General features: G+C 70.2%; 16 protein-coding genes. 4 read left to right on the top strand and 12 right to left on the bottom strand.

All coding sequences use genetic code 11. The features are described from left to right. Window positions 1-60 precede the first annotated feature (60 nt). Window positions 61-981: a LysR family transcriptional regulator gene (locus ABIC51_RS14850; RefSeq protein WP_027790835.1), complete on the top strand. Its 921-nt coding sequence runs from the start codon at window positions 61-63 to the stop codon at window positions 979-981. 25 nt (window positions 982-1,006) lie between these two features. Here ABIC51_RS14850 and ABIC51_RS14845 read toward each other — a convergent pair whose 3' ends face one another. Continuing rightward, on the bottom strand, window positions 1,007-1,981 hold the full coding sequence (locus ABIC51_RS14845; protein ID WP_175899380.1) for a PDR/VanB family oxidoreductase: 975 nt from the start codon (window positions 1,979-1,981) through the stop codon (window positions 1,007-1,009). Between the two features lie 156 nt (window positions 1,982-2,137). Next, a complete protein-coding gene (locus ABIC51_RS14840) occupies window positions 2,138-3,535 on the bottom strand; it encodes a spinster family MFS transporter (protein WP_175899381.1) in 1,398 nt (465 codons plus the stop codon). A gap of 411 nt (window positions 3,536-3,946) precedes the next feature. Here ABIC51_RS14840 and ABIC51_RS14835 point away from each other — a divergent pair, with 411 nt between their 5' ends. Further along, the gene (locus ABIC51_RS14835) at window positions 3,947-5,065 is read left to right on the top strand and encodes a porin (RefSeq protein ID WP_146252503.1); all 1,119 of its coding nucleotides are present in this window, start codon (window positions 3,947-3,949) and stop codon (window positions 5,063-5,065) included. 38 nt (window positions 5,066-5,103) lie between these two features. Here ABIC51_RS14835 and ABIC51_RS14830 read toward each other — a convergent pair whose 3' ends face one another. Together ABIC51_RS14830 and ABIC51_RS14825 are read right to left on the bottom strand one after the other, a co-directional pair. Then, the gene (locus ABIC51_RS14830) at window positions 5,104-6,138 is read right to left on the bottom strand and encodes a LysR family transcriptional regulator (RefSeq protein WP_175899383.1); all 1,035 of its coding nucleotides are present in this window, start codon (window positions 6,136-6,138) and stop codon (window positions 5,104-5,106) included. Then, window positions 6,135-7,109 (bottom strand): AraC family transcriptional regulator, encoded by a 975-nt coding sequence (locus ABIC51_RS14825; protein WP_175899386.1) that lies wholly within the window; start codon window positions 7,107-7,109, stop codon window positions 6,135-6,137. Before ABIC51_RS14825 ends, ABIC51_RS14830 begins: the two co-directional genes overlap by 4 nt. A 149-nt stretch (window positions 7,110-7,258) precedes the next feature. Between ABIC51_RS14825 and ABIC51_RS14820 the strand changes: the two genes are divergently transcribed. Next, the gene (locus ABIC51_RS14820; protein ID WP_175899388.1) at window positions 7,259-8,365 is read left to right on the top strand and encodes an NAD/NADP-dependent octopine/nopaline dehydrogenase family protein; all 1,107 of its coding nucleotides are present in this window, start codon (window positions 7,259-7,261) and stop codon (window positions 8,363-8,365) included. Continuing rightward, window positions 8,362-9,372, top strand: coding sequence for a 3-hydroxybutyryl-CoA dehydrogenase (locus tag ABIC51_RS14815; protein ID WP_175899390.1), 1,011 nt, complete (start codon window positions 8,362-8,364; stop codon window positions 9,370-9,372). Before ABIC51_RS14820 ends, ABIC51_RS14815 begins: the two co-directional genes overlap by 4 nt. Window positions 9,373-9,494: 122 nt before the next feature. Here the strand turns inward: ABIC51_RS14815 and ABIC51_RS14810 are convergent, their stop codons facing one another. The 8 genes from ABIC51_RS14810 to ABIC51_RS14775 all read right to left on the bottom strand — a co-directional run bounded on the left by ABIC51_RS14810 (window position 9,495) and on the right by ABIC51_RS14775 (window position 17,845). Beyond that, window positions 9,495-10,859 carry an MFS transporter gene (locus ABIC51_RS14810; RefSeq protein WP_175899392.1) on the bottom strand — a complete coding sequence of 455 codons (1,365 nt, stop codon included), beginning with the start codon at window positions 10,857-10,859 and terminating at the stop codon, window positions 9,495-9,497. Between the two features lie 164 nt (window positions 10,860-11,023). Continuing rightward, window positions 11,024-12,070: an ABC transporter substrate-binding protein gene (locus ABIC51_RS14805; protein ID WP_175899394.1), complete on the bottom strand. Its 1,047-nt coding sequence runs from the start codon at window positions 12,068-12,070 to the stop codon at window positions 11,024-11,026. Beyond that, on the bottom strand, window positions 12,067-13,218 hold the full coding sequence (locus ABIC51_RS14800) for an NAD(P)/FAD-dependent oxidoreductase (RefSeq protein ID WP_027790845.1): 1,152 nt from the start codon (window positions 13,216-13,218) through the stop codon (window positions 12,067-12,069). Before ABIC51_RS14800 ends, ABIC51_RS14805 begins: the two co-directional genes overlap by 4 nt. Next, the gene (locus ABIC51_RS14795; RefSeq protein ID WP_060373500.1) at window positions 13,211-14,644 is read right to left on the bottom strand and encodes an FAD/NAD(P)-dependent oxidoreductase; all 1,434 of its coding nucleotides are present in this window, start codon (window positions 14,642-14,644) and stop codon (window positions 13,211-13,213) included. Before ABIC51_RS14795 ends, ABIC51_RS14800 begins: the two co-directional genes overlap by 8 nt. After that, the gene (locus ABIC51_RS14790) at window positions 14,641-14,988 is read right to left on the bottom strand and encodes a (2Fe-2S)-binding protein (RefSeq protein ID WP_027790847.1); all 348 of its coding nucleotides are present in this window, start codon (window positions 14,986-14,988) and stop codon (window positions 14,641-14,643) included. Before ABIC51_RS14790 ends, ABIC51_RS14795 begins: the two co-directional genes overlap by 4 nt. Continuing rightward, complete coding sequence (locus tag ABIC51_RS14785) at window positions 14,988-15,782, bottom strand: ABC transporter permease (protein WP_027790848.1); 795 nt, start codon at window positions 15,780-15,782, stop codon at window positions 14,988-14,990. The genes ABIC51_RS14790 and ABIC51_RS14785 overlap by 1 nt, the downstream gene beginning before the upstream one ends. Beyond that, window positions 15,779-16,762 (bottom strand): ABC transporter permease, encoded by a 984-nt coding sequence (locus tag ABIC51_RS14780; protein ID WP_027790849.1) that lies wholly within the window; start codon window positions 16,760-16,762, stop codon window positions 15,779-15,781. The genes ABIC51_RS14785 and ABIC51_RS14780 overlap by 4 nt, the downstream gene beginning before the upstream one ends. Further along, window positions 16,763-17,845, bottom strand: coding sequence for an ABC transporter ATP-binding protein (locus ABIC51_RS14775; protein WP_027790850.1), 1,083 nt, complete (start codon window positions 17,843-17,845; stop codon window positions 16,763-16,765). It abuts the gene before it with no gap. Window positions 17,846-18,030: the final 185 nt, after the last annotated feature.

Below are 18,030 nucleotides of genomic sequence, written 5' to 3'. Positions count from 1 at the left end.
ATCCGTCAAATTGATCTAAAATTGGCAACTCAATAAATGCGGCAAATGATGGAGGCTACGATGACGTCGGTCGATCATCTCGATCTGAACCTGTTGCGCGTATTCCAGGCGATCGTCGAGGAACGCAGCCTGACGAAGGCCGGCGAGCGGCTCGCGTTGTCGCAGCCGGCCGTCAGCTATTCGCTCGGCCGGCTGCGCACGCTGTTCGACGATCCGCTGTTCGTGCGCACGCGCTCGGGCATGCAGCCGACGCCGGTCGCGCTCGAACTCGCGGGCATCGTCGGCAAGGCGCTCGACATGGTGCGCGTGGCGCTGCGCTACGCGGAGCGCTTCGATCCGGCCACGAGCACGCGCACGTTCCGGCTGTCGTTGTCGGATGCCGGCGAGATGGCGTACCTGCCGGCGATCTGCCAGGCACTGCGCGAGCGCGCGCCGCGCGTGACGCTGAGCGTGCAGCCGCTGCCGGTGGAGGAGATCGAGGAAGCGCTGCGCGCGAGCCGGCTCGATTTCGCGATCGGCAACCTGCCGGAACTGATGCCGCGTACGCGCCACCAGGTGCTGTTCGAGGAAACGTATGTGTGCATGACGGGCCGCCGGCGCGGGTTGCCGAGCGGCGGCGCGCTGAGCCTCGAGCAATTCGTGCGCGCCGCGCACGTCAACGTGAAATCGGTCGAGCACAGCCACCACGCGCTCGACGACGCGTTGCGCGCGCAGGGTGTGGGCCGCAACATCGCGCTCGAGGTGCCGCACTTCGTCGCGCTGCCGAGCGTGCTGTCGGTCACGGATCTCTACGCGACGCTGCCGAAGCGGCTCGCGCGGATCCTGAACCGCGACAACGCGTTCCGCCTGTACGACCTGCCCGTCACGCTGCCGCCCGCGCCGGTGACGATGCACTGGCACGAGCATTTCCATGAAGACGAAGGCAACGCGTGGATGCGCACGCTGCTGGCCGAGCTTGTCGAGGGGTTCGACAACGCGTGACGGCGGCCGGCGCGTGCGGGATGCGTCAGAGATCGAGCACCAGCACCGCCGAGCGCGCGCGCGACACGCAGCAGCAGATCACCGTGTTGCTCGCGCGCTCGGCCTTGCTGAGGCAGTGGTCGCGATGATCGGGCTCGCCGTCGACGACGGGCACCATGCAGGTGCCGCACACGCCTTCGCCGCACGACGTGTCGACCTCGACGCCGATGCGCGCGAGCGCGTCGACGATCGACGTGTCGGGCGTGACGCGTACCGATTGCCCGCTGCGTTGCAGGCGCACTTCGAACCCATCGGCAGGGGTGGGGTCGGCATCGGCGGCGACCGGTTCCGCCGCGAAACGTTCGAGATGGATCGAGTCTTCGGGCAAGCGCGTCGCGGCTGCCGCGACGACTGCCTCCATGAACGGCCCCGGGCCGCACGTGTAGACGTGCGCGTGTGCGTCGACCGATTCGACGCAGCGGCCCAGCGCGGCCGCGAGCGCGTCGGGCTCGACGCCGTAGTGGAACGTCACGTGCGACGCGAACGGCTCGGCCGACAGTTCGTCGACGAAGGCCGCGTGCTCGCGGCTGCGCGCGAAGTAATGCAACCGGTAGCGCGCGCCGCGCCGGTGCAGCGCATACGCCATCGACAGCAGCGGCGTGATGCCGATGCCGGCCGCGATCAGCACATGCTCGCTCGCGTCCTCAGTCAGACGAAACAGGTTGCGCGGCGTGCCGATCGACAGCTCGGCGCCGACCTGCACATCGTCGTGCAGCGAACGCGAGCCGCCGCGCGACTGCGCCTCCTTCTTCACCGCGAACAGGTAGCTGCCGCGTTCGTCGGGGTTGCCGCACAGCGAGTATTGCCGCGTGACGCCTGACGGCGCGGTGACGTCGATATGGGCGCCGGGTTCGTACGCGTCGAACGGCTGGCCGTCGATGCGCGAAACCCGGAAACAGCGGATGTCCTGCGCCGCGTCGATCAGCGCGTCGATCCGGACCTGGTGGCGATTCGCTTGCATGGGAAATTCCGTGGGGTACGAGGAAAGCGGCGCGGCAGACACCGCGCCGTCATGCGATCGAGAATAGGGACGGGCATTGCATAAATCAAATCGATTAAAAAGCGATGCCTGAATCAGTGGGGCGGATGATGGTCGGCGACGGAGCGCGCCCGTCGTTCAGCGTGCGGCGATTGCGTTGCCCGCCTCGGCCGCCTGCGGTGCCGCTGCCGACGCATGGCCGCGTTCGCGATCGAGGCTGCGACGATAGTGCCGGCAACCGGCGGCGAGCAGCAGCGCGGCGAGCGTGGCCGCCGCGACATTGACGATCGACATCGAATGGCCGACCGCCGCCGGCGCGCCGAACACGCGATCGGTGAACAGCGCGACGACGGTCGTACCGATGCCGAGCGCGATCAGGTTCGACACGAGCAGGAACAGCGCGGAGATCTGCGCGCGCATCTGGTTCGGCGCGAGCGTCTGCATCGCGGCGGTCGACGTCGGCATCGGAAACGACGCGAAGAACATCGCGACGACGAGCATCGCGAGCGAAGCGGGCAGCGAGTCGAGTTGCGTGAACAGCGTCGCGGGAATCACCATGCACGCGGCGCCGATCGCGCCGGCGCGCATCGGCGCATCGCTGCGGCCGCGCCGCAGCAGCCAGTCGTTGAGCCAGCCGCCGCAGAACACGCCGGCCGTGTTCGCGACCAGCAGCACGATGCCGAGCGTGTAGCCGGCTTCGACGGCCGTCATCCCGAAGCGGCGGATATAGAACGCGGGCGTCCAGCTCAGCAGGCAGTACAGCGCCATCGCGTAGAACGAGAAGCCAAGGTAGTGGCACGCGAAGGTCGCGCGATGCGTGCCGACGAAGCGCAGCGAATCGCGCATCGACACGCGCCGCACGGCGCCCGAGCGATCCTGCGCGAGCCCCTTGCGCTGCGGGTCGCGCACCGTCGCCGCGAACAGCAGCGCGACCAGCAGCCCCGGCAGCCCGACGATCAGGAACGTGACCTGCCACGCATGCACCTGCCCGACCACCGGCAGCGTGAACGCGCTCGCATGCTTGAGCAGCGCGATCACGTAACCGCCGATCAGGAACGCGACGCCGCCGCCGATGAACGAACCGAGCGAATACACGGCGATCGCGCGCCCGAGCTTCTCCTTCGGGAAGTAGTCGGCGAGCATCGAATACGCGCCGGGCGACAGCGCGGCCTCGCCGACGCCCACGCCCATGCGCGCGATGAACATCTGCACGAAATGCTGGCTGAGCCCGCACGCGGCGGTCGCGACGCTCCACAGCGCGATGCCGAGCGAGATGATCCGCGGGCGCGCGTAGCGATCGGCGAGATACGCGACCGGCAGCCCCATCACCGCATAGAACAGCGAGAACGCGAAGCCGTTGAGCAGGCTGAACTGCGTGTCGGACAGGCGCAGGTCGCGCTTGATCGGCTCGATCATCAGCACGAGGACCTGGCGGTCGACGAACGAAAAGACGTACGCGAGCATGCAGATGACGACGACATACCATTCGTACGTATAGCGCTTGCCGTCGGCAGCGCGGGCCGTGGATGCGGACATGCGGATTCTCCAGGAGCGGGCGGTGGGGATGCGCGGCAGCGGCCTGGCGGGCCGGGCGCCGTCGCGGCGCGAAAGCGTGCGGGGGGCACGTGTCGGAGACGCAGCGTAGTCGGCCAAATCCGGCCGCCATAGCCGGAGTGACAGCCGCGCCACACGGGCATCTACCGACCCGGATAAAGAAAACACCAGGGTGACGCGCGCCGGCCGCCGCGCGGCGCGCTTGCAGCGGGGCGCGCGCGCATCATGCGGCACATCTATAAGCGTTATAGAGCGCATTGCGTCGACGTCCGAAATTGTCGTTCCTAGACTCGGCCCGTTTTTGATCGGCTGCGTTGGCCCTTCGCGGCGAACGCGCTTCACACCAGCCGGCGCGATACCGACAGGCGCCGGAACCTCTACGGGACGACGACGATGACTCAACCGAACGGGCGGGCCGACCGGCTTGCCGTACCGCTTGCCGCGCTGCTGGCCTGCGCGGCGCTGCCCGCATTCGCGCAATCGAGCGTGACGCTCTACGGCCGCGTCGACACCGCGATCGAATACGCGAACGCCGGGCCGAACCACGTGACGCGCATGGGCAGCGGCAACCTGTTCGCGTCGCAATGGGGGCTGAAGGGCGTCGAGGATCTCGGCGGCGGCTACGCGACGATCTTCAAGCTGGAGGACGGCTTCAACGCGGCCAGCGGCGCGCTGTCGAACAGCAGCGCGCTGTTCGGCCGCGAAGCGTGGGTCGGCATCACGGGGCCGTTCGGCGGCGTGCAGTTCGGCGAGCTTTACACGATCCTGCACACGACGCTCGTCACGTACAGCCTGCCCGGACTCGGCGCGGGGCTCGCGTGGGGCAACGCGACGAACAACTTCGTCGGGCCCGCGTTCCTGCGCGTGCGCAACTCGATGCGCTATACGTCGCCGCGCTATGCGGGCCTCATGTTGCGCGCGATGGCCGCGCGCGGCACCAACGGCGCGGCCGGGCAGCCGGCGACGCTTGGCGATACGTACGGCGCGGGGCTCAACTACGTGCGCGGCGGCCTGTCGGTCGACATCGACTACATGCAGCAGAAGTTCAGCCCGGTGGCCGCAGCCGCGCTCGGCGACACGAGCCCGGCCGCGAACGGCAACTACACGCTCGGCGCGATTTCGTACGATTTCAATGTCGTGAAGGTCGCCGCGCTGTACCTGCGCCATCGCGGCGGCCCCGACATCGCGACCGCGATCGACAGCCAGAGCGCGTATCCGCACAGCGACATCATGGAGCTGAGCGCGACGGTGCCGATCGGGCGTGCGTCGCTGCTGCTGAGCGTCGGCCATTACCGCAAGGTCGCGGACAGCGACGGCAACGCCGATTCGTACGGCATCCGCTTCGACTATCCGCTGTCGAAGCGCACGGTGCTGTACACGGGCGCCGCGATGGTGCGCAACGGCGCGCATGCGCGCTTCGTCGTCAACGGCGCGGCGGGCGGCGGCGTCGCGGTCGCCAAGCCGGGCGCGACCGCGAGCTCGATCGTCGCGGGCATCCTCACGTCGTTCTGAGCGGCGCGCGCCGCTGCCCGCTTGCGCCGCTCGCATCGTCATGCGCAGGCGGGCGGTTGCGGCGCGAGCCATGCGTCGAACGGCGCCAACTCGCCGATGTGGAACAGCTCGAGCAGCAGCGCGCGCAACCAGCGATGGCCGGGGTCCGCGTCGAAGCGCCGGTGCCAGTACGCGTTGACGGCCCATTCGCCGGCACCGGCGATCTCGTACAGTGCGCACGGCTGCCGCGCCGCGAACGTGATCGCGATCGTCTCCGGCAGGATCAGCGCATAGTCGCCGTCCCGCAGCAGCGCGGGCACCACCATGAAATCCGGTAGCGCCGCGCGCACGAGCGGCATCAGCCCGTGCCGCTCCAGCAGCTGCATCGATTGCGGATGCGACGTGACCGCGACGAAGCGCAATGTATCGGGCGCCGCGCCATCGAGCACGTAATCGTCGGGGAGCGCGACGCGCTGCGCGGTGCGGCGCGGCATCAGCAGCACGCAGCGCTCGTGCAGCAGCGCGGTGCGCTGGAAGTGGCTCGACGCGTCGGCGAAATGTCCGAGCGCGAAGTCGATGCGCCCCGATTCGAGCGCGACGTTGAGCTGGCATTCGTCGACGTGCAGCGTCTCGATCACCGCGCCTGGCGCGCGGCGGTCGAACGCGGCGAGCAGTGTCGGCAGGAACGCGCTCGCGGCGAAATCGCTCATGTGCAGGCGGAACACGCGCTGCGTACTGTCGGGCGTGAAGCGCGACCCTTCGTCGAGCACGTCCTGCAGGATCGCGAGCGCCTTGTCGACCGAGATCGCCAGCCGCTGCGCGCGCGGCGTCGGCTCGACGCCGGTGCCGGTGCGCACGAACAGCGCGTCGCGGAACATCAGCCGCAGCCGGCCGAGCGCATGGCTGACGGACGGCTGCGTGACGCCGAGCCGCAGCGCCGCGCGGCCGACATGCCGCTCCTCGTAGACCGCGCGAAACGTCTTCAGCAGGTTGAGGTCGAGATCCTGCACGCGCAGTTCGGACAGGTCGCTGTCGTGCGGCGCGGATTCGGCGCGGGTCGGGGCCGCCGGGCGGCCGGTTGCGGCGTGCGTCATCGGGATTGCCTCGCGGTGACGGAAGGCGCATGGCCGTAACGCCGCGCATACGCCTTCGCGAAATGGCCGAAGCCATGGATGCCGTGCGCGATCAGCACGTCGGTCACGCTGCACGTGCCGCCGCGTTGCAGCGCCGCGTGCACGGCGGCGAGCCGGCGCTCGCGCACGTAGGCGGCCGGCGTGGTGTGCAGGAACGCGCGAAACGCGTGCTGCAGCGTGCGGGGCGCGACGCCCGCGACGGCCGCCAGCGCGGCGAGCACGAGCGGCTCGCCGAGGTGCGCGTCGACGTGATCGCACGCGCGGCGCACGTGCGCCGGCAACGGCTGCGTGCCGCGCGCGAGCGCGTCGCTGTACGAGTGCGGCAGGTGCGTGAGCAGCAGCGACATCAGCCATGCGGTGAGATCGGCGCCGAAGAGGGGCGAGGCCGTGCCGATGCGCGGTTGTGCGCCGAGCTTGCACAGGTATTCGAAGGTCGGCAGCACGAGCGCGGCGCCCGTGCCGGTGCCGCCGGCCGCGAGATCGAACTGCAACGGCCGCGTGAGCGTTGCCCGCAGCATGTGCTGCAGCTTGCGTTCGAGCGCGCCGCGTTCGAGCCGCAGCACGAGGTTGCGGCAATCGGGGCTCGTGCTCAGGCGGCTGGCGAGCGCGGGCGACGATACGGTCAGCTCGCCCGGGCCGGCGCGCGCGACGACGCTGCCGGCCTGCAGTTCGCAGGCACCGGCGAGCGTCAGCCTGAACAGGAAGTGACCGGCATCGTCGCCGAAATCGATGCGCGTTTCGCGGCCGTAGCAGAGTTCGAGCAGCGCACCGTGATGCAGCGGCACTTCGTACAGCTCCGCATGAAACGGATCGCGGCCGCGCGCGGCCATCCGGTGCGGCCCGAGCCGGTGTGCGACCGCGCGTTCGACTTCGTCGGGGGCGTGCAGCGTGCCGAGCCGGTTCGGCGCATGGCGGGAAAGGGCGATATCCATTCACGGACCTCGTATCGGATGCAGGGGCGCGGTTTCGTGCGTGCCGCCCCGATTGCGTTGCGCGAACGGGCGTGCCGTTGCGCGTTTTGAAGCGACGCGGCGGGGGCGGACGCGTAGTCTCGGAAGCACTCATTCACCGGGAGAAGACGATGAAGGTATGTGTTCTGGGCGGCGGCCACGGCTGCCATGCGGCGGCCATCGACCTGTTCGAGAAGGGCCACGACGTGACGTGGTGGCGGCGCGACCGCGAGCCGCACGCGCGGCTGCGCGAGCTTGGCGTGCTGAACGTGACCGACTATCGCGGCAAGCGGACGGTGCCGCTCGGCGACGCGCCCGGCGCGATCCGCCTGAGCGGCGATCTCGCGGCCGCGCTGCGCGGCGCGCGGCTCGTCGTGGTGCCGCTGCCGGCCACCTCGCACGACGCGCTCGCCGCGCAGGTCGCGCCGCTGCTGGAGGACGGCCAGGTCGTGTTCCTGCCGCCCGGCACGTTCGGCAGCATCGTGTTCGCGCGCGCGGCGGCCGATGCCGGCAACCGTTCGCGGGTCGCCTTCGCCGAGACGGGCACGCTGCCGTATCTCGTGCGCAGGCACGGCGACAACGACGTCGTGATCAGCGCGTACGCGACGCGGCTGCCGACCGGCGTATTTCCGGCGAACGCGGCCGGCTGGGCGTTCGACGTGCTGCGCGCGGGTTATCCGTCGGTCGAACCGGTCGAGGACGCGTTGTCCGGCGCGTTGATGAACGCGGGCCCCGTGATTCATCCGCCGCTGATCCTGATGAACGCCGGGCCGCTCGAACACTTCGACGCATGGGACATCCACAACGAAGGCACGCAGCCGTCGATCCGCCGCGTGACGAACGGGCTCGACGCCGAACGCATCGCGGTGCGCGAAGCGCTCGGTTACCCGGCGCCGCATTTCCCGCTCGCCGATCACTACGCGACCGACGGCGACGAATGGATGTACGGGCGCGGCGCGCACGGCAAGCTGACCGATAGCGGCGACTGGCGCGAGAAGATCGATCTGCGCACGCATCGCTACATGCTCGAAGACACCCGGCTCGGGCTGTCGTTCATCGTGTCGTGCGGGCGCCGGGCCGGTGTGCCGACGCCTGTCGCGCAGGGGCTGCTGAGCATTGCGAGCGCGGTTGCGGTGCGCGACCTGTATGCGGAAGGCCGCACGCTGGAGCGGCTCGGGCTCGCCGCGCTGTCGAAGGACGCGATGCGCGCGCTGCTCGACGCGGGGTACGCGGCATGAAGGCGGGCGCCGATGTGACGCGCGTCCACGTGCTCGGCGCGGGGCGCATGGGGCAGGGGATCGCGCTCGTGTTCGCGTTCGCGGGGCTCGACGTGACGCTGGTCGACTTCAAGCCGCGCGACGCGGCCGGATGGCGCGCCTTCGAGGCACGCACGCGCGACGAGATCGAGAGGCCGCTGCACGCGCAGGTCGCGCTCGGCCGCATCGACGCCGCGCAGGCCGAAGCCGTGGTCGCGCGCATCGCGCTCGTCGCCCGGGACGGTGCGGCCGATGCGGTGCGGCAGGCCGGCATCGTGTTCGAGGCGTTGCCCGAAGTGCTCGATGCGAAGGCCGACGCGCTGCGCTGGCTCGGCGCGCATGTCGGTGCGCATGCAACGATCGCGTCGACGACGTCGACGTTCGTCGTCACCGAGCTGCAGCGCCACGTCGCGCATCCGGCGCGGATGCTGAATGCGCACTGGCTGAACCCCGCGCTGCTGATGCCGCTCGTCGAGATCAGCCGCAGCGATGCGACCGATCCGGCCGTCGTCGAGTCGCTCGCCGCGTTGCTCGAACGTGTCGGCAAGAAGCCGGTGATCTGCGGGCCGGCGCCCGGTTATATCGTGCCGCGCATCCAGGCGCTCGCGATGAACGAAGCCGCGCGGATGGTCGAGGAGGGCGTCGCGAGCGCGGCGGACATCGACACGGCGATCCGCACCGGTTTCGGCCCGCGCTTCGCGGTGCTCGGGTTGCTCGAATTCATCGACTGGGGCGGCTGCGACATCCTGTACTACGCGTCGCGGTACCTGGCCGGCGAGATCGGCCCGCGCTTCGCGCCGGCCGCGAGCGTCGTGCGCAACATGGAAGCCGGGCGCGACGGCGTGCGCACGGGCGTGGGCTTCCACGACTACGCGGCGGTCGACGTGCCCGCGTACATGCGGCAGCGGCTCGGCGAATTCGGGCGGCTGCTCGATCACCTGGGGCTGGCGCCGGCGTTCGACGGCGCGCGGCGGGAGGGCGGCAACTAGGCGGCGCGCCGGGTTGGCGGGCGCGGCCGGTGGCACGCGCCCGGAACGGCCGCGCCGGCCGCCGCCGTGTTCGCCGCCTGCCGGTGCGGATCGGCCCGCTTGCGCGGATCGCAGCGTGGTGGTCACGCCGTGTCGCCGCGCGTGCCGGTAGCGGGAGCGGCGGGAGCAGCGGAAGCGGCCCTCACGATCCGCGTTTCGCGCATCACGCACAGCGTCGCGACGGTGACGAGGCCGAGCGCGACGAGAAACAGCGACACGGGCCACGATGCGTGATAGCGCGCGAGCAGCGCGGTGGCGATCAGCGGCGACATCCCGCCGGCGAAGATCGACGCGACTTCATGCCCGAGTGCGACGCCGGAGTAACGCACCTCGGTGCTGAACAGCTCGCCGACGAGCGCGGGCAGCGTGCCGATCATCGCGCCGTGGCTGACGGCCGTGCCGATCGTCAGCGCGAGCCACACGAGCGGCGTCGCGCGCGTGTCGAGCAGCCAGAAGAACGGGAATGCGCACGCGACGAGGCTCAGCGCGCCGATCAGATACACGGGCTTGCGGCCGATTCGGTCGGACAGCCGGCCCCACGCGAGCATCGCGCCCATCTCGACGATCATCGCGATCATCACGCCGGTCAGCATCACGCCGTTCGGGATGCCGACGTATTTGCCGTAGACCAGCGAGAACGCGAGAAAGATGTAGGCGCCGCCGTTCTCGGCCACGCGCAGCCCCATCGCGAGCAGGATTTCCTTCGGATGGCGGCGGATGCACTCGACGATCGGCAGATGCGTGTGCGCGCCGCGCCGGCCGGCCTGCTCGAAGTCGCGGCTTTCGGGCAGATGACGGCGGATATAGATGCCGATCGCGAAGATCGCGATGCTCGCGAGGAACGGCAGCCGCCAGCCCCAGGTGCGGAACATATCGTCCGGCAGCGCCTGTGCGGCGAGAAACGCGGCCGACGACAGCACGAAGCCGCCGCCCACGCCGAGCTGGCTCCACGCCGCGTAGTAGCCGCGCTGCTCGGGCGGCGCGTTCTCGCTGATCATCAGCACGCCGCCGCCCCATTCGCCGCCGGACGCGATGCCTTGCAGCAGGCGCAGCACGACGAGCGCCGCCGGCGCCCACAGGCCGACCTGCGCATAGGTCGGCAGCAGGCCGATCGCGAAGGTCGACGCGCCCATGATCAGCAGCGTCCACACGAGCGATGCCTTGCGCCCGTAACGATCGCCGACGTGGCCGAACACGATCCCGCCGAGCGGCCGCGCGACGAAGCCGAGTGCGAACGCCGCGAATGCGGCGAGGCTGCCCGCGAGCGGCGACGCGCCGGGCGGAAAGAACACGTGGCCGAACACGAGCGCCGCGGCCGTGCCGTACACGAAGAAGTCGTACCACTCCATCGCGTTGCCGGCGACGGAGGCGATGACGATCCGGCGCAGCTGCCGGTCGGCGAGCGGCCGGGCGGCGCTCGGGGATTGCACGGTGTCGGTCGGGTACATGGCGGACTCTGAAGGGGGGCGGGCGCGTGCCGTCTTTGCGGCACTGCGGGCTAGTGTTGTCGGCCCCGTGTCCCCGGTCAAATCCGCAGAAAAAGGGGAGTGTCATCACTCCCGCAAATGATGGTCATGCGGCGCGCGGCCGTGCCCGCGCGCCCGGCATGCCGTCACCGCTCGATCTGCCGGTTCCAGCGCGTATCCCACTGCGCGCGGCGCGCGTTGATCGCGGTCCAGTCGACCACGGTCACCTTGCGCACGAGATCGTCGACATTGCCGAGGCTCTGTTGCATCGCGGCGGGCATCTTCGCGAGACGGTTGGTCGGAATCTGCTTGCCGGCCTCGGCCGCCTTCGTCTGCGCGGGCGCGGACAGCAGGAACTGCGCGAGCTTCTGCGCGAGCTGCGGATCGGGATTGTTCGCGACCACGCACAGGTCGACGAGCAGCAGCACGGGGCCTTCCTTCGGGTTCGCGTAGGCGACGGGGATGCCCTTGTCCTGCAGGTCGCCGACGCCGGTCGGCGTGAGCGGGAACAGGCCGGCTTCGCCGGTCTGCACCATCTCCGAGATCTTCGCCGAGTTCGGGATGTACTCGACGACGTTCGGCCCGACCGTGCTTGCCCACTTGCTGAAGCCGGGCTCGACGTTCTGCTCGTTGCCGCCGAGCAGCCGGTTGATCGCGAGGAAGCCGTGCAGCCCGAACGTGCTGCTCGACGCCGACTGGAACACGACCTTGCCCTTGTATTTCGGATCGGCGAAATCCATCCACGACGTCGGCGGCGTCCAGCCTTTCTCGGCGAACAGCTTCCTGTTGTACGCGATGCCGGTCATCCCGAGCTGCACGCCCGCGCCGACGTCGTCCTTCATCCGCGCGAACGGATACAACTCCTTCAGCACCGGCGAATCGTCGAGCTTCTGGCACACGCCGAGGCTGACCGCGCGCGCCATCACGCCGTCGTCGAGGAACGCGACGTGGATCTGCGGCTTGTTGCGGTTCGCGAGCAGTTTCGCGAGCACGTCCGACGACGTGCCGGGCACGACGACGACCTTCACGTTGTTCGCCTTCTCGAAGTCGGGCAGCACCTGGCTCGTGTAGGCCTTCTCCATCGGGCCGCCATTCATGCCGACGTAGATCGTCTTCGTTTGCGCGAACGCGGGCGAGCCGGCACCTGCGATGCAGAGGGCGGCGGCCGCCGCGATCGTTGCGGGCAGTTTCATTTGTGGGTCTCCTCTTGACGGAAAGGGGCGGTCGGCTCGGCTTCGCGGAAGAAGCGGCCGATCGAGAATGCATCGAGCGGGGTGGCGGTTTCGCCGGTCGTGACGAGATCGGCGAGCACGTCGCCGACGCCCGGCGCGAGCAGGAAGCCGCCGCCGGAAAAGCCGAACGCATGAAGCAGGCGCGGCGTCGTGCGGCTCGCGCCGATGATCGGGTTGTGGTCGGGCGTGCAGCCTTCGACGCCGCTCCACGTGCGGATCAGCAGTGCGTCACGCAGCGCAGGCAGCAGCGCGCAGGCATCGCGCATCACCGCGCGCGTCGTATCGACCGACGGCTGGCCGAATTCGCCGTCGCCGCGGCCGCGCCCGCCGCCGATCACGCAGTTGCCGCGCGCGACTTGCCGCGCATACACGCCGCCGCCGTACACGCCGAGGTTGTGCGTGATGAACGGCGGCAGCGGTTCGGTCACCCACATGTTCGGGTAGATCGGCTCCATCGGCACGGCTTCGCCGAAGCGTTCGGCGATCGTGTTCGCCCACGCGCCGGCCGAGTTGATCAGCCACGTCGCGGTGCAGGCGCGGCCGCCTGCCTGAAAGTGAAAGCGCGTGCCGTCGTGGTGAACGTCGTCGACGGGGGTGTGCTCGAACACGTCCGCGCCCGCCGCGCGGGCCGCGCGCGCGAACGCGGGCGACACGAGGCGCGGGTTGGCGTGACCGTCGGTCTCGCACAGCGAGCCGCCGAGCGCCGCACGGCCGAGCCACGGGTAGCGGCGCCGGAACGCATCGCCGCGCATCACCTGCAGCGGCAGACCGTATTCGCCGGCGAGCGTCGCGTAGGCATCGAGCGCGTCGAGATCGGCGTCGCTGCGCGCGAGCCGCAGGTGGCCCGACACGACGAATTCGCCGTCGATGCCGATCAGTTCGGGCAGGCGATCCCAGATGCGCCGCGCACGCAGCGCGAGCGGCAGCTGCTCGGCGGGCCGGCCCTGGCAGCGCACGCCACCGTAGTTCACGCCGCTCGCCTGCGCACCGCAATCGCGCCGCTCGAACAGCCCGGTGCGCAAGCCGCGTCGCGTCAGCGCGAGTGCGGCCGACGCGCCGACGAGGCCGCCGCCGACGATCGCGACGTCGTAATGCCGGGTCTCATTCATCGCGTGCCTCGTCGGGAATCGCCGCGACATCGTCGCCCGCCAGCGCGGCCGAGATCGGGAACGGCTTCACGGGCGGTTGCGCACGCAACCGGCCGACGTCGGCGAGCGGGCGACCGGTTTCGGCGGCCAGCAAGAGCGCGGCCGCGTCGCCGCACATGCGGCCCTGGCAGCGGCCCATTCCGACGCGCGTCAGCGCCTTCAGCCGGTTCAGCTCGGTTGCCGCGCCGTCGCGGACGCAGCGGCGCAGCGTCCCTGCATCGACCTCCTCGCAGCGGCACACGATCGTGTCGTCCGCGCAGCGTGCGGCCTGCTCGACCGGCGGCGCGAACGCCGCTTCGAGGCCCGCCCGGAATGCGCCGACGCGCGCGAGCGTGCGTTCGAGCGTCGCCCCGTCGGGTTTGCCGGCGGGCGCGGGCGACGCGATGCCGGCGTCGTCGAGCAACGCGAGTGCCGCGCGCCGGCCCGATGCCTCGGCCGCGTCGGCGCCCGCGATGCCCGCGCCGTCGCCGGCGACGTAGAGGCCGCGCACCGACGTACGGCCGGCCGCGTCGCGCTCGGGCAGCCATGCGCGGTTGAGCGGGTCGAACCCGAACCGGCAGCCGGCGAGATCGGCCAGCTGCGTTTCGGAGCGCAGGCCGAAGCCGAGACCGAGCGCGTCGCAGTCGAGCAGGCGCGGCGGTGCGCCGTCACCGGCGGCGCGCCATGCGATTCCCGTCACGTGCGGGTCGCCGAGCACGCGCTCGAGCGTGACGCCCGTTTCGATCGCGACGCCGTGCGCGCGCAGCCAGCCGATGTAATAGAGCCCCTTCGCGAAGGTCGACGGCATGCGCAGCAGCGCGGGCGCGGCAGCGGCCTGGCGGCGCAGCGGGCTCGTGTCGAGCACGGCCGCGACCTGCGCGCCGGCCTTCGCATACTGGTAAGCGACGAGGTAAAGCAGCGGGCCCGTGCCCGCGAACACGATGCGCCGGCCGATCGCGCAGCCCTGCGCCTTCAGCGCCACTTGCGCGCCGCCGAGCGTATAGACGCCCGCGAGCGTCCAGCCCGGCACGGGCAACAGGCGGTCGGTCGCGCCGCTCGCAATGATCAGGTGCGAGTAGGGCACCGTCACTTCGCGGCCATCCTGCAGCGTGTCGACGCGGCCTGCACCGCATGACCAGGCAAGCGTATTCGGCCGGTAGTCGACATGCGGCAGCAGCGCGGCCATCGTCCGGTGCACGGCGTCGGCCTTCGCGGCCTCGAAGCCGTACAGCGTGCGCTTGCCGCGCGCGAAGGCGCCGTCGGCCGGCGGCTGCCGGTAGATCTGTCCGCCCCAGCGCGCGTTCTCGTCGATCACGACCGGGCGCAGCCCCGCGTCGACCAGCGCTTCGGCCGCGCGTACGCCGGCCGGCCCCGCGCCGACGATCACCGGTTGCAGTGCGGCGGTCACGATGCGTCTCCGGTCGCGGCCGGCCGGGCGGACGTGAGAATCCGCATGCCTTCGGCGATCGGCGTCGAGCATGCGCGCACGCGCGCACCGGTTTCGGTGCGCACCCAGCAGTCCTGGCACGCGCCGATCAGGCAGAAGCCCGCGCGCGGCTGGCCGCTGAATTCGCTCACGCGCACGCGGCGCTGCGCAACGAGGATCGCGGTGAGCACGGTGTCGCCGGCGAGCGCGAGCGCGGGGCGGCCGTCCAGCGTGAACGCGACGGCGGCACGTTCGCGTTCGGCGACGCGCACGAACTGCGCGCCGTCGTCCGGGATGCCGGTGGAACGGGAAACGGAAGTCGTCATCAGTGTTGGCCGATCAGGATGCGGTTCAGGCCGTACACGCGATCGAGCAGCAGCATCGCGCCGGCGGTGATGAAGATGACGAGCGCCGACACCGACGCCATCATCGGGTCGATCGACTCGGTCGCATACATGTACATGCGCACCGGCAGCGTGACCGTCTGCGGCGACGTGACGAAGATCGACATCGTCAGTTCGTCGAAGCTGTTGATGAACGCGAGCAGCCAGCCGCCGGTGATGCCGGGCACGATCATCGGCAGCGTGATGCGGCGGAAGGTCGTCCACGGGTCCGCGCCGAGCGAGCATGCGGCTTGCTCGATGCTGCGGTCGAGGCCCGCGACGGACGCGAGCACGAGCCGCATCACGAACGGCGTGATGACGACCATGTGCGCGAGCACGAGCCATGCGAACGAGCCGGTCGCGCCGATCAGCGCGAAGAAGCGCAGCAGCGCGATGCCGAGCACGAGGCCGGGAATCACGAGCGGCGACAGCAGCAGCCCGTTCAGGAACGCGCGGCCGGGAAACGTCGCGCGGCCGATGGCGAGGCCCGCCGGCAGCGCGATCGCGAGCGACAGCGTCGCCGACGCGAACGCGAGCTTCACGCTGTTGAAGAACGCGGTGACGAAGTCGGGATAGTCGAGGATCGCGCGGAACCAGCGCAGCGACAACCCGTGTGTCGGCAGTGTCAGCGTTTCGTCGGGCGTGAACGCGACGAGCACGACGATCACGAGCGGCGCGAGCACGAACAGGATCACGAGCGTGTGGAAGGCGAGGGCAAAGGGGCCGTTCTTTCTCATCGCGATGCGCCTCCGAGGCTGCGCGCGTAGCGGCGTTCGAGCACGCGGTAGTAAGTGAGCATCACGACGAGGTTCGCGACCAGCAGCAGCACGGCGATCGTCGCGCCGAGCGGCCAGTTCAGCGAGCCGAGGAATTCGTCGTAGACGGCCGTGGCCGCGACCTTCAGCCGGCGTCCGCCGAGCAGGCCGGGAATCGCGAACGCGCTCGCCGACAGCCCGAACACCATCAGGCTGCCCGACAGCACGCCCGGCATCAGCTGCGGCAGCACGATGCGGCGCAGCGTCGTGAACGGCGATGCGCCGAGCGACAGCGCCGCATGCTCGGTCTGCGGATCGAGCCGCTGCAGCGCGGTCCACACCGGGATCACCATGAACGGCAGCATCACGTGCACCAGCGCGATCACGATCGCGAAGGTCGTGTATTCGAGCTTGTACGGCCCGAGGCCGACGAGCCCGAGCGCCTGGTTCACGAGCCCGCTCGTGTTCAGCAACATGCTCCAACCGAACGCGCGCACGACGACCGACACCAGCAGCGGCGCGAGGATCGCGAGCAGGAACAGCGAGCGCCACGGGTCACGCATTTTCGACAGCACGTACGCCTCCGGCGTGCCGATCGCGACGCAGATCGCGGTGGTCAGCGCGGCGATGCCGAACGTGCGCGCGAAGATCGTGTGGAAGTACGACGAGCCGAGCACTTCCGCGTAGTTGCCGAACTGGAACGCGGCGATCGGGCCGGTGGCCGGATCGAAGCGGTAGAACGTCAGCATGAACGTCATCGCGAGCGGCACGAGCACGAGCGCGGCAAACAGCGCGAACGCGGGCGCGCACATCAGCCACAGCGGCGCATGCGCGCGCCACGTCGCGCGCATCGTGTGCGCGGCGGCGGCGCGTGCCGGTGCGGCGTCAGCGGAAACCGCGACCGGGCGGGCGAGCGCGGCCGGCGCGCCGTCGGTCGGGAGCGGACGGGTAGGCTGTCCCATTCAGGCCTCCCGGCGCATCACGCGCACCGCGTCGCTGTGCCAGTCGATCCCGACCGGCGCGCCTTCCGCGAGCGGCTCCGCCCCTTCGTTCTGGCAGCACACGAGCACTTCGCCGAGCGCGCTGTCGACGCGGTACAGCCACTGGCTGCCGAGGAAGAAGCGGCTCGTGACGGTCGCGGCGAAGCGGCCCGCGTCGGGCGCGCAGAGCCGCAGCTTTTCGGGGCGGATGCAGACCGACACCGCATCGCCCACGCGCACGTCGCGCTCGCGCGGCGGCAGATGCGCGGTGCGGCCGGTCTCGGCGAGATCGTGACCGAGGTCGATGCGGATCGCATCGCCGTCGTGCGCGACGATCGTGCCGGGCAGCAGGTTCGCCTTGCCGATGAACTGCGACACGAAACGGTTCTCCGGGCGCTCGTACGCGCGATACGGCGTATCGGTCTGCGTGATGCGGCCGGCTTCCATCACGACCACGCGATCGCTGATCGACAGCGCTTCCGACTGATCGTGCGTGACCATGATCGTCGTCGTTCCGATCTTGCGCTGGATCGCGCGCAGCTCGAACTGCATGTCCTCGCGCAGCTTCGCGTCGAGGTTCGACATCGGTTCGTCGAGCAGCAGCACCGGCGGCTCGATCACGACCGCGCGCGCGATCGCGACGCGCTGCCGCTGGCCGCCCGACAGCTCGCGCGGGAAGCGAGGCGCGAGCGCGTCGAGACGCACGAGCGCGAGGGCCGCGCGGATGCGCTCGGCACGCTCGGCCTTGTCGACGCCGCGCATGTCGAGGCCGAAGCCGACGTTCTCGGCGACGCTCATGTGCGGAAACAGCGCATAGCTCTGGAACACGATGCCGAGCCCGCGCCGGTTCGGCTTCAGGTGCGTGATGTCCTGCCCGTCGAGCGCGATGCGGCCGCGCGTGACGTCGACGAAGCCCGCGATCATCTGCAGCGTGGTGGTCTTGCCGCAGCCGGACGGCCCGAGCAGCGACACGAATTCGCCTTGTTCGACCGACAGGTTGACGTCGGCGACGGCGGTGAGCTCGCCGAAGGTTTTCGTCAGATCCGTAAGCGTGAGAAACGACATGGGAAGCTCCGGGTTCGCACACCGCGTGGCCGGTGTACCGATGTGGCGGACTCTAGCCAGCCATATTTCGGCGCGTCAATTTCGAATTCTGATGAACGGGAGGAATTTCGGAAAAATTCCATTGACCGGAACGGTTGGTGAAATCGCGGGCGGATCGTTCCGTTGAATGAGGCGTGGTCGAGCCG

The sequence above is a fragment of the Burkholderia sp. 572 genome (genome assembly GCF_040545135.1).
GTDB classification, from domain to species: Bacteria; Pseudomonadota; Gammaproteobacteria; order Burkholderiales; family Burkholderiaceae; genus Burkholderia; species Burkholderia cepacia.
This window is presented reverse-complemented; position numbering and strand designations above follow the sequence as displayed.

Coding starts and splice junctions, on each gene's coding strand:
- ABIC51_RS14815 (WP_175899390.1), top strand. CDS start 8,362: ATGAAGGCGGGCGCCGATGTGACGCGCGTCCACGTGCTCGGCGCGGGG.
- ABIC51_RS14830 (WP_175899383.1), bottom strand. CDS start 6,138: ATGACGCACGCCGCAACCGGCCGCCCGGCGGCCCCGACCCGCGCCGAA.
- ABIC51_RS14775 (WP_027790850.1), bottom strand. CDS start 17,845: ATGTCGTTTCTCACGCTTACGGATCTGACGAAAACCTTCGGCGAGCTC.
- ABIC51_RS14790 (WP_027790847.1), bottom strand. CDS start 14,988: ATGACGACTTCCGTTTCCCGTTCCACCGGCATCCCGGACGACGGCGCG.
- ABIC51_RS14800 (WP_027790845.1), bottom strand. CDS start 13,218: ATGAATGAGACCCGGCATTACGACGTCGCGATCGTCGGCGGCGGCCTC.
- ABIC51_RS14845 (WP_175899380.1), bottom strand. CDS start 1,981: ATGCAAGCGAATCGCCACCAGGTCCGGATCGACGCGCTGATCGACGCG.
- ABIC51_RS14850 (WP_027790835.1), top strand. CDS start 61: ATGACGTCGGTCGATCATCTCGATCTGAACCTGTTGCGCGTATTCCAG.
- ABIC51_RS14820 (WP_175899388.1), top strand. CDS start 7,259: ATGAAGGTATGTGTTCTGGGCGGCGGCCACGGCTGCCATGCGGCGGCC.
- ABIC51_RS14785 (WP_027790848.1), bottom strand. CDS start 15,782: ATGAGAAAGAACGGCCCCTTTGCCCTCGCCTTCCACACGCTCGTGATC.
- ABIC51_RS14835 (WP_146252503.1), top strand. CDS start 3,947: ATGACTCAACCGAACGGGCGGGCCGACCGGCTTGCCGTACCGCTTGCC.
- ABIC51_RS14780 (WP_027790849.1), bottom strand. CDS start 16,762: ATGGGACAGCCTACCCGTCCGCTCCCGACCGACGGCGCGCCGGCCGCG.
- ABIC51_RS14840 (WP_175899381.1), bottom strand. CDS start 3,535: ATGTCCGCATCCACGGCCCGCGCTGCCGACGGCAAGCGCTATACGTAC.
- ABIC51_RS14805 (WP_175899394.1), bottom strand. CDS start 12,070: ATGAAACTGCCCGCAACGATCGCGGCGGCCGCCGCCCTCTGCATCGCA.
- ABIC51_RS14825 (WP_175899386.1), bottom strand. CDS start 7,109: ATGGATATCGCCCTTTCCCGCCATGCGCCGAACCGGCTCGGCACGCTG.
- ABIC51_RS14810 (WP_175899392.1), bottom strand. CDS start 10,859: ATGTACCCGACCGACACCGTGCAATCCCCGAGCGCCGCCCGGCCGCTC.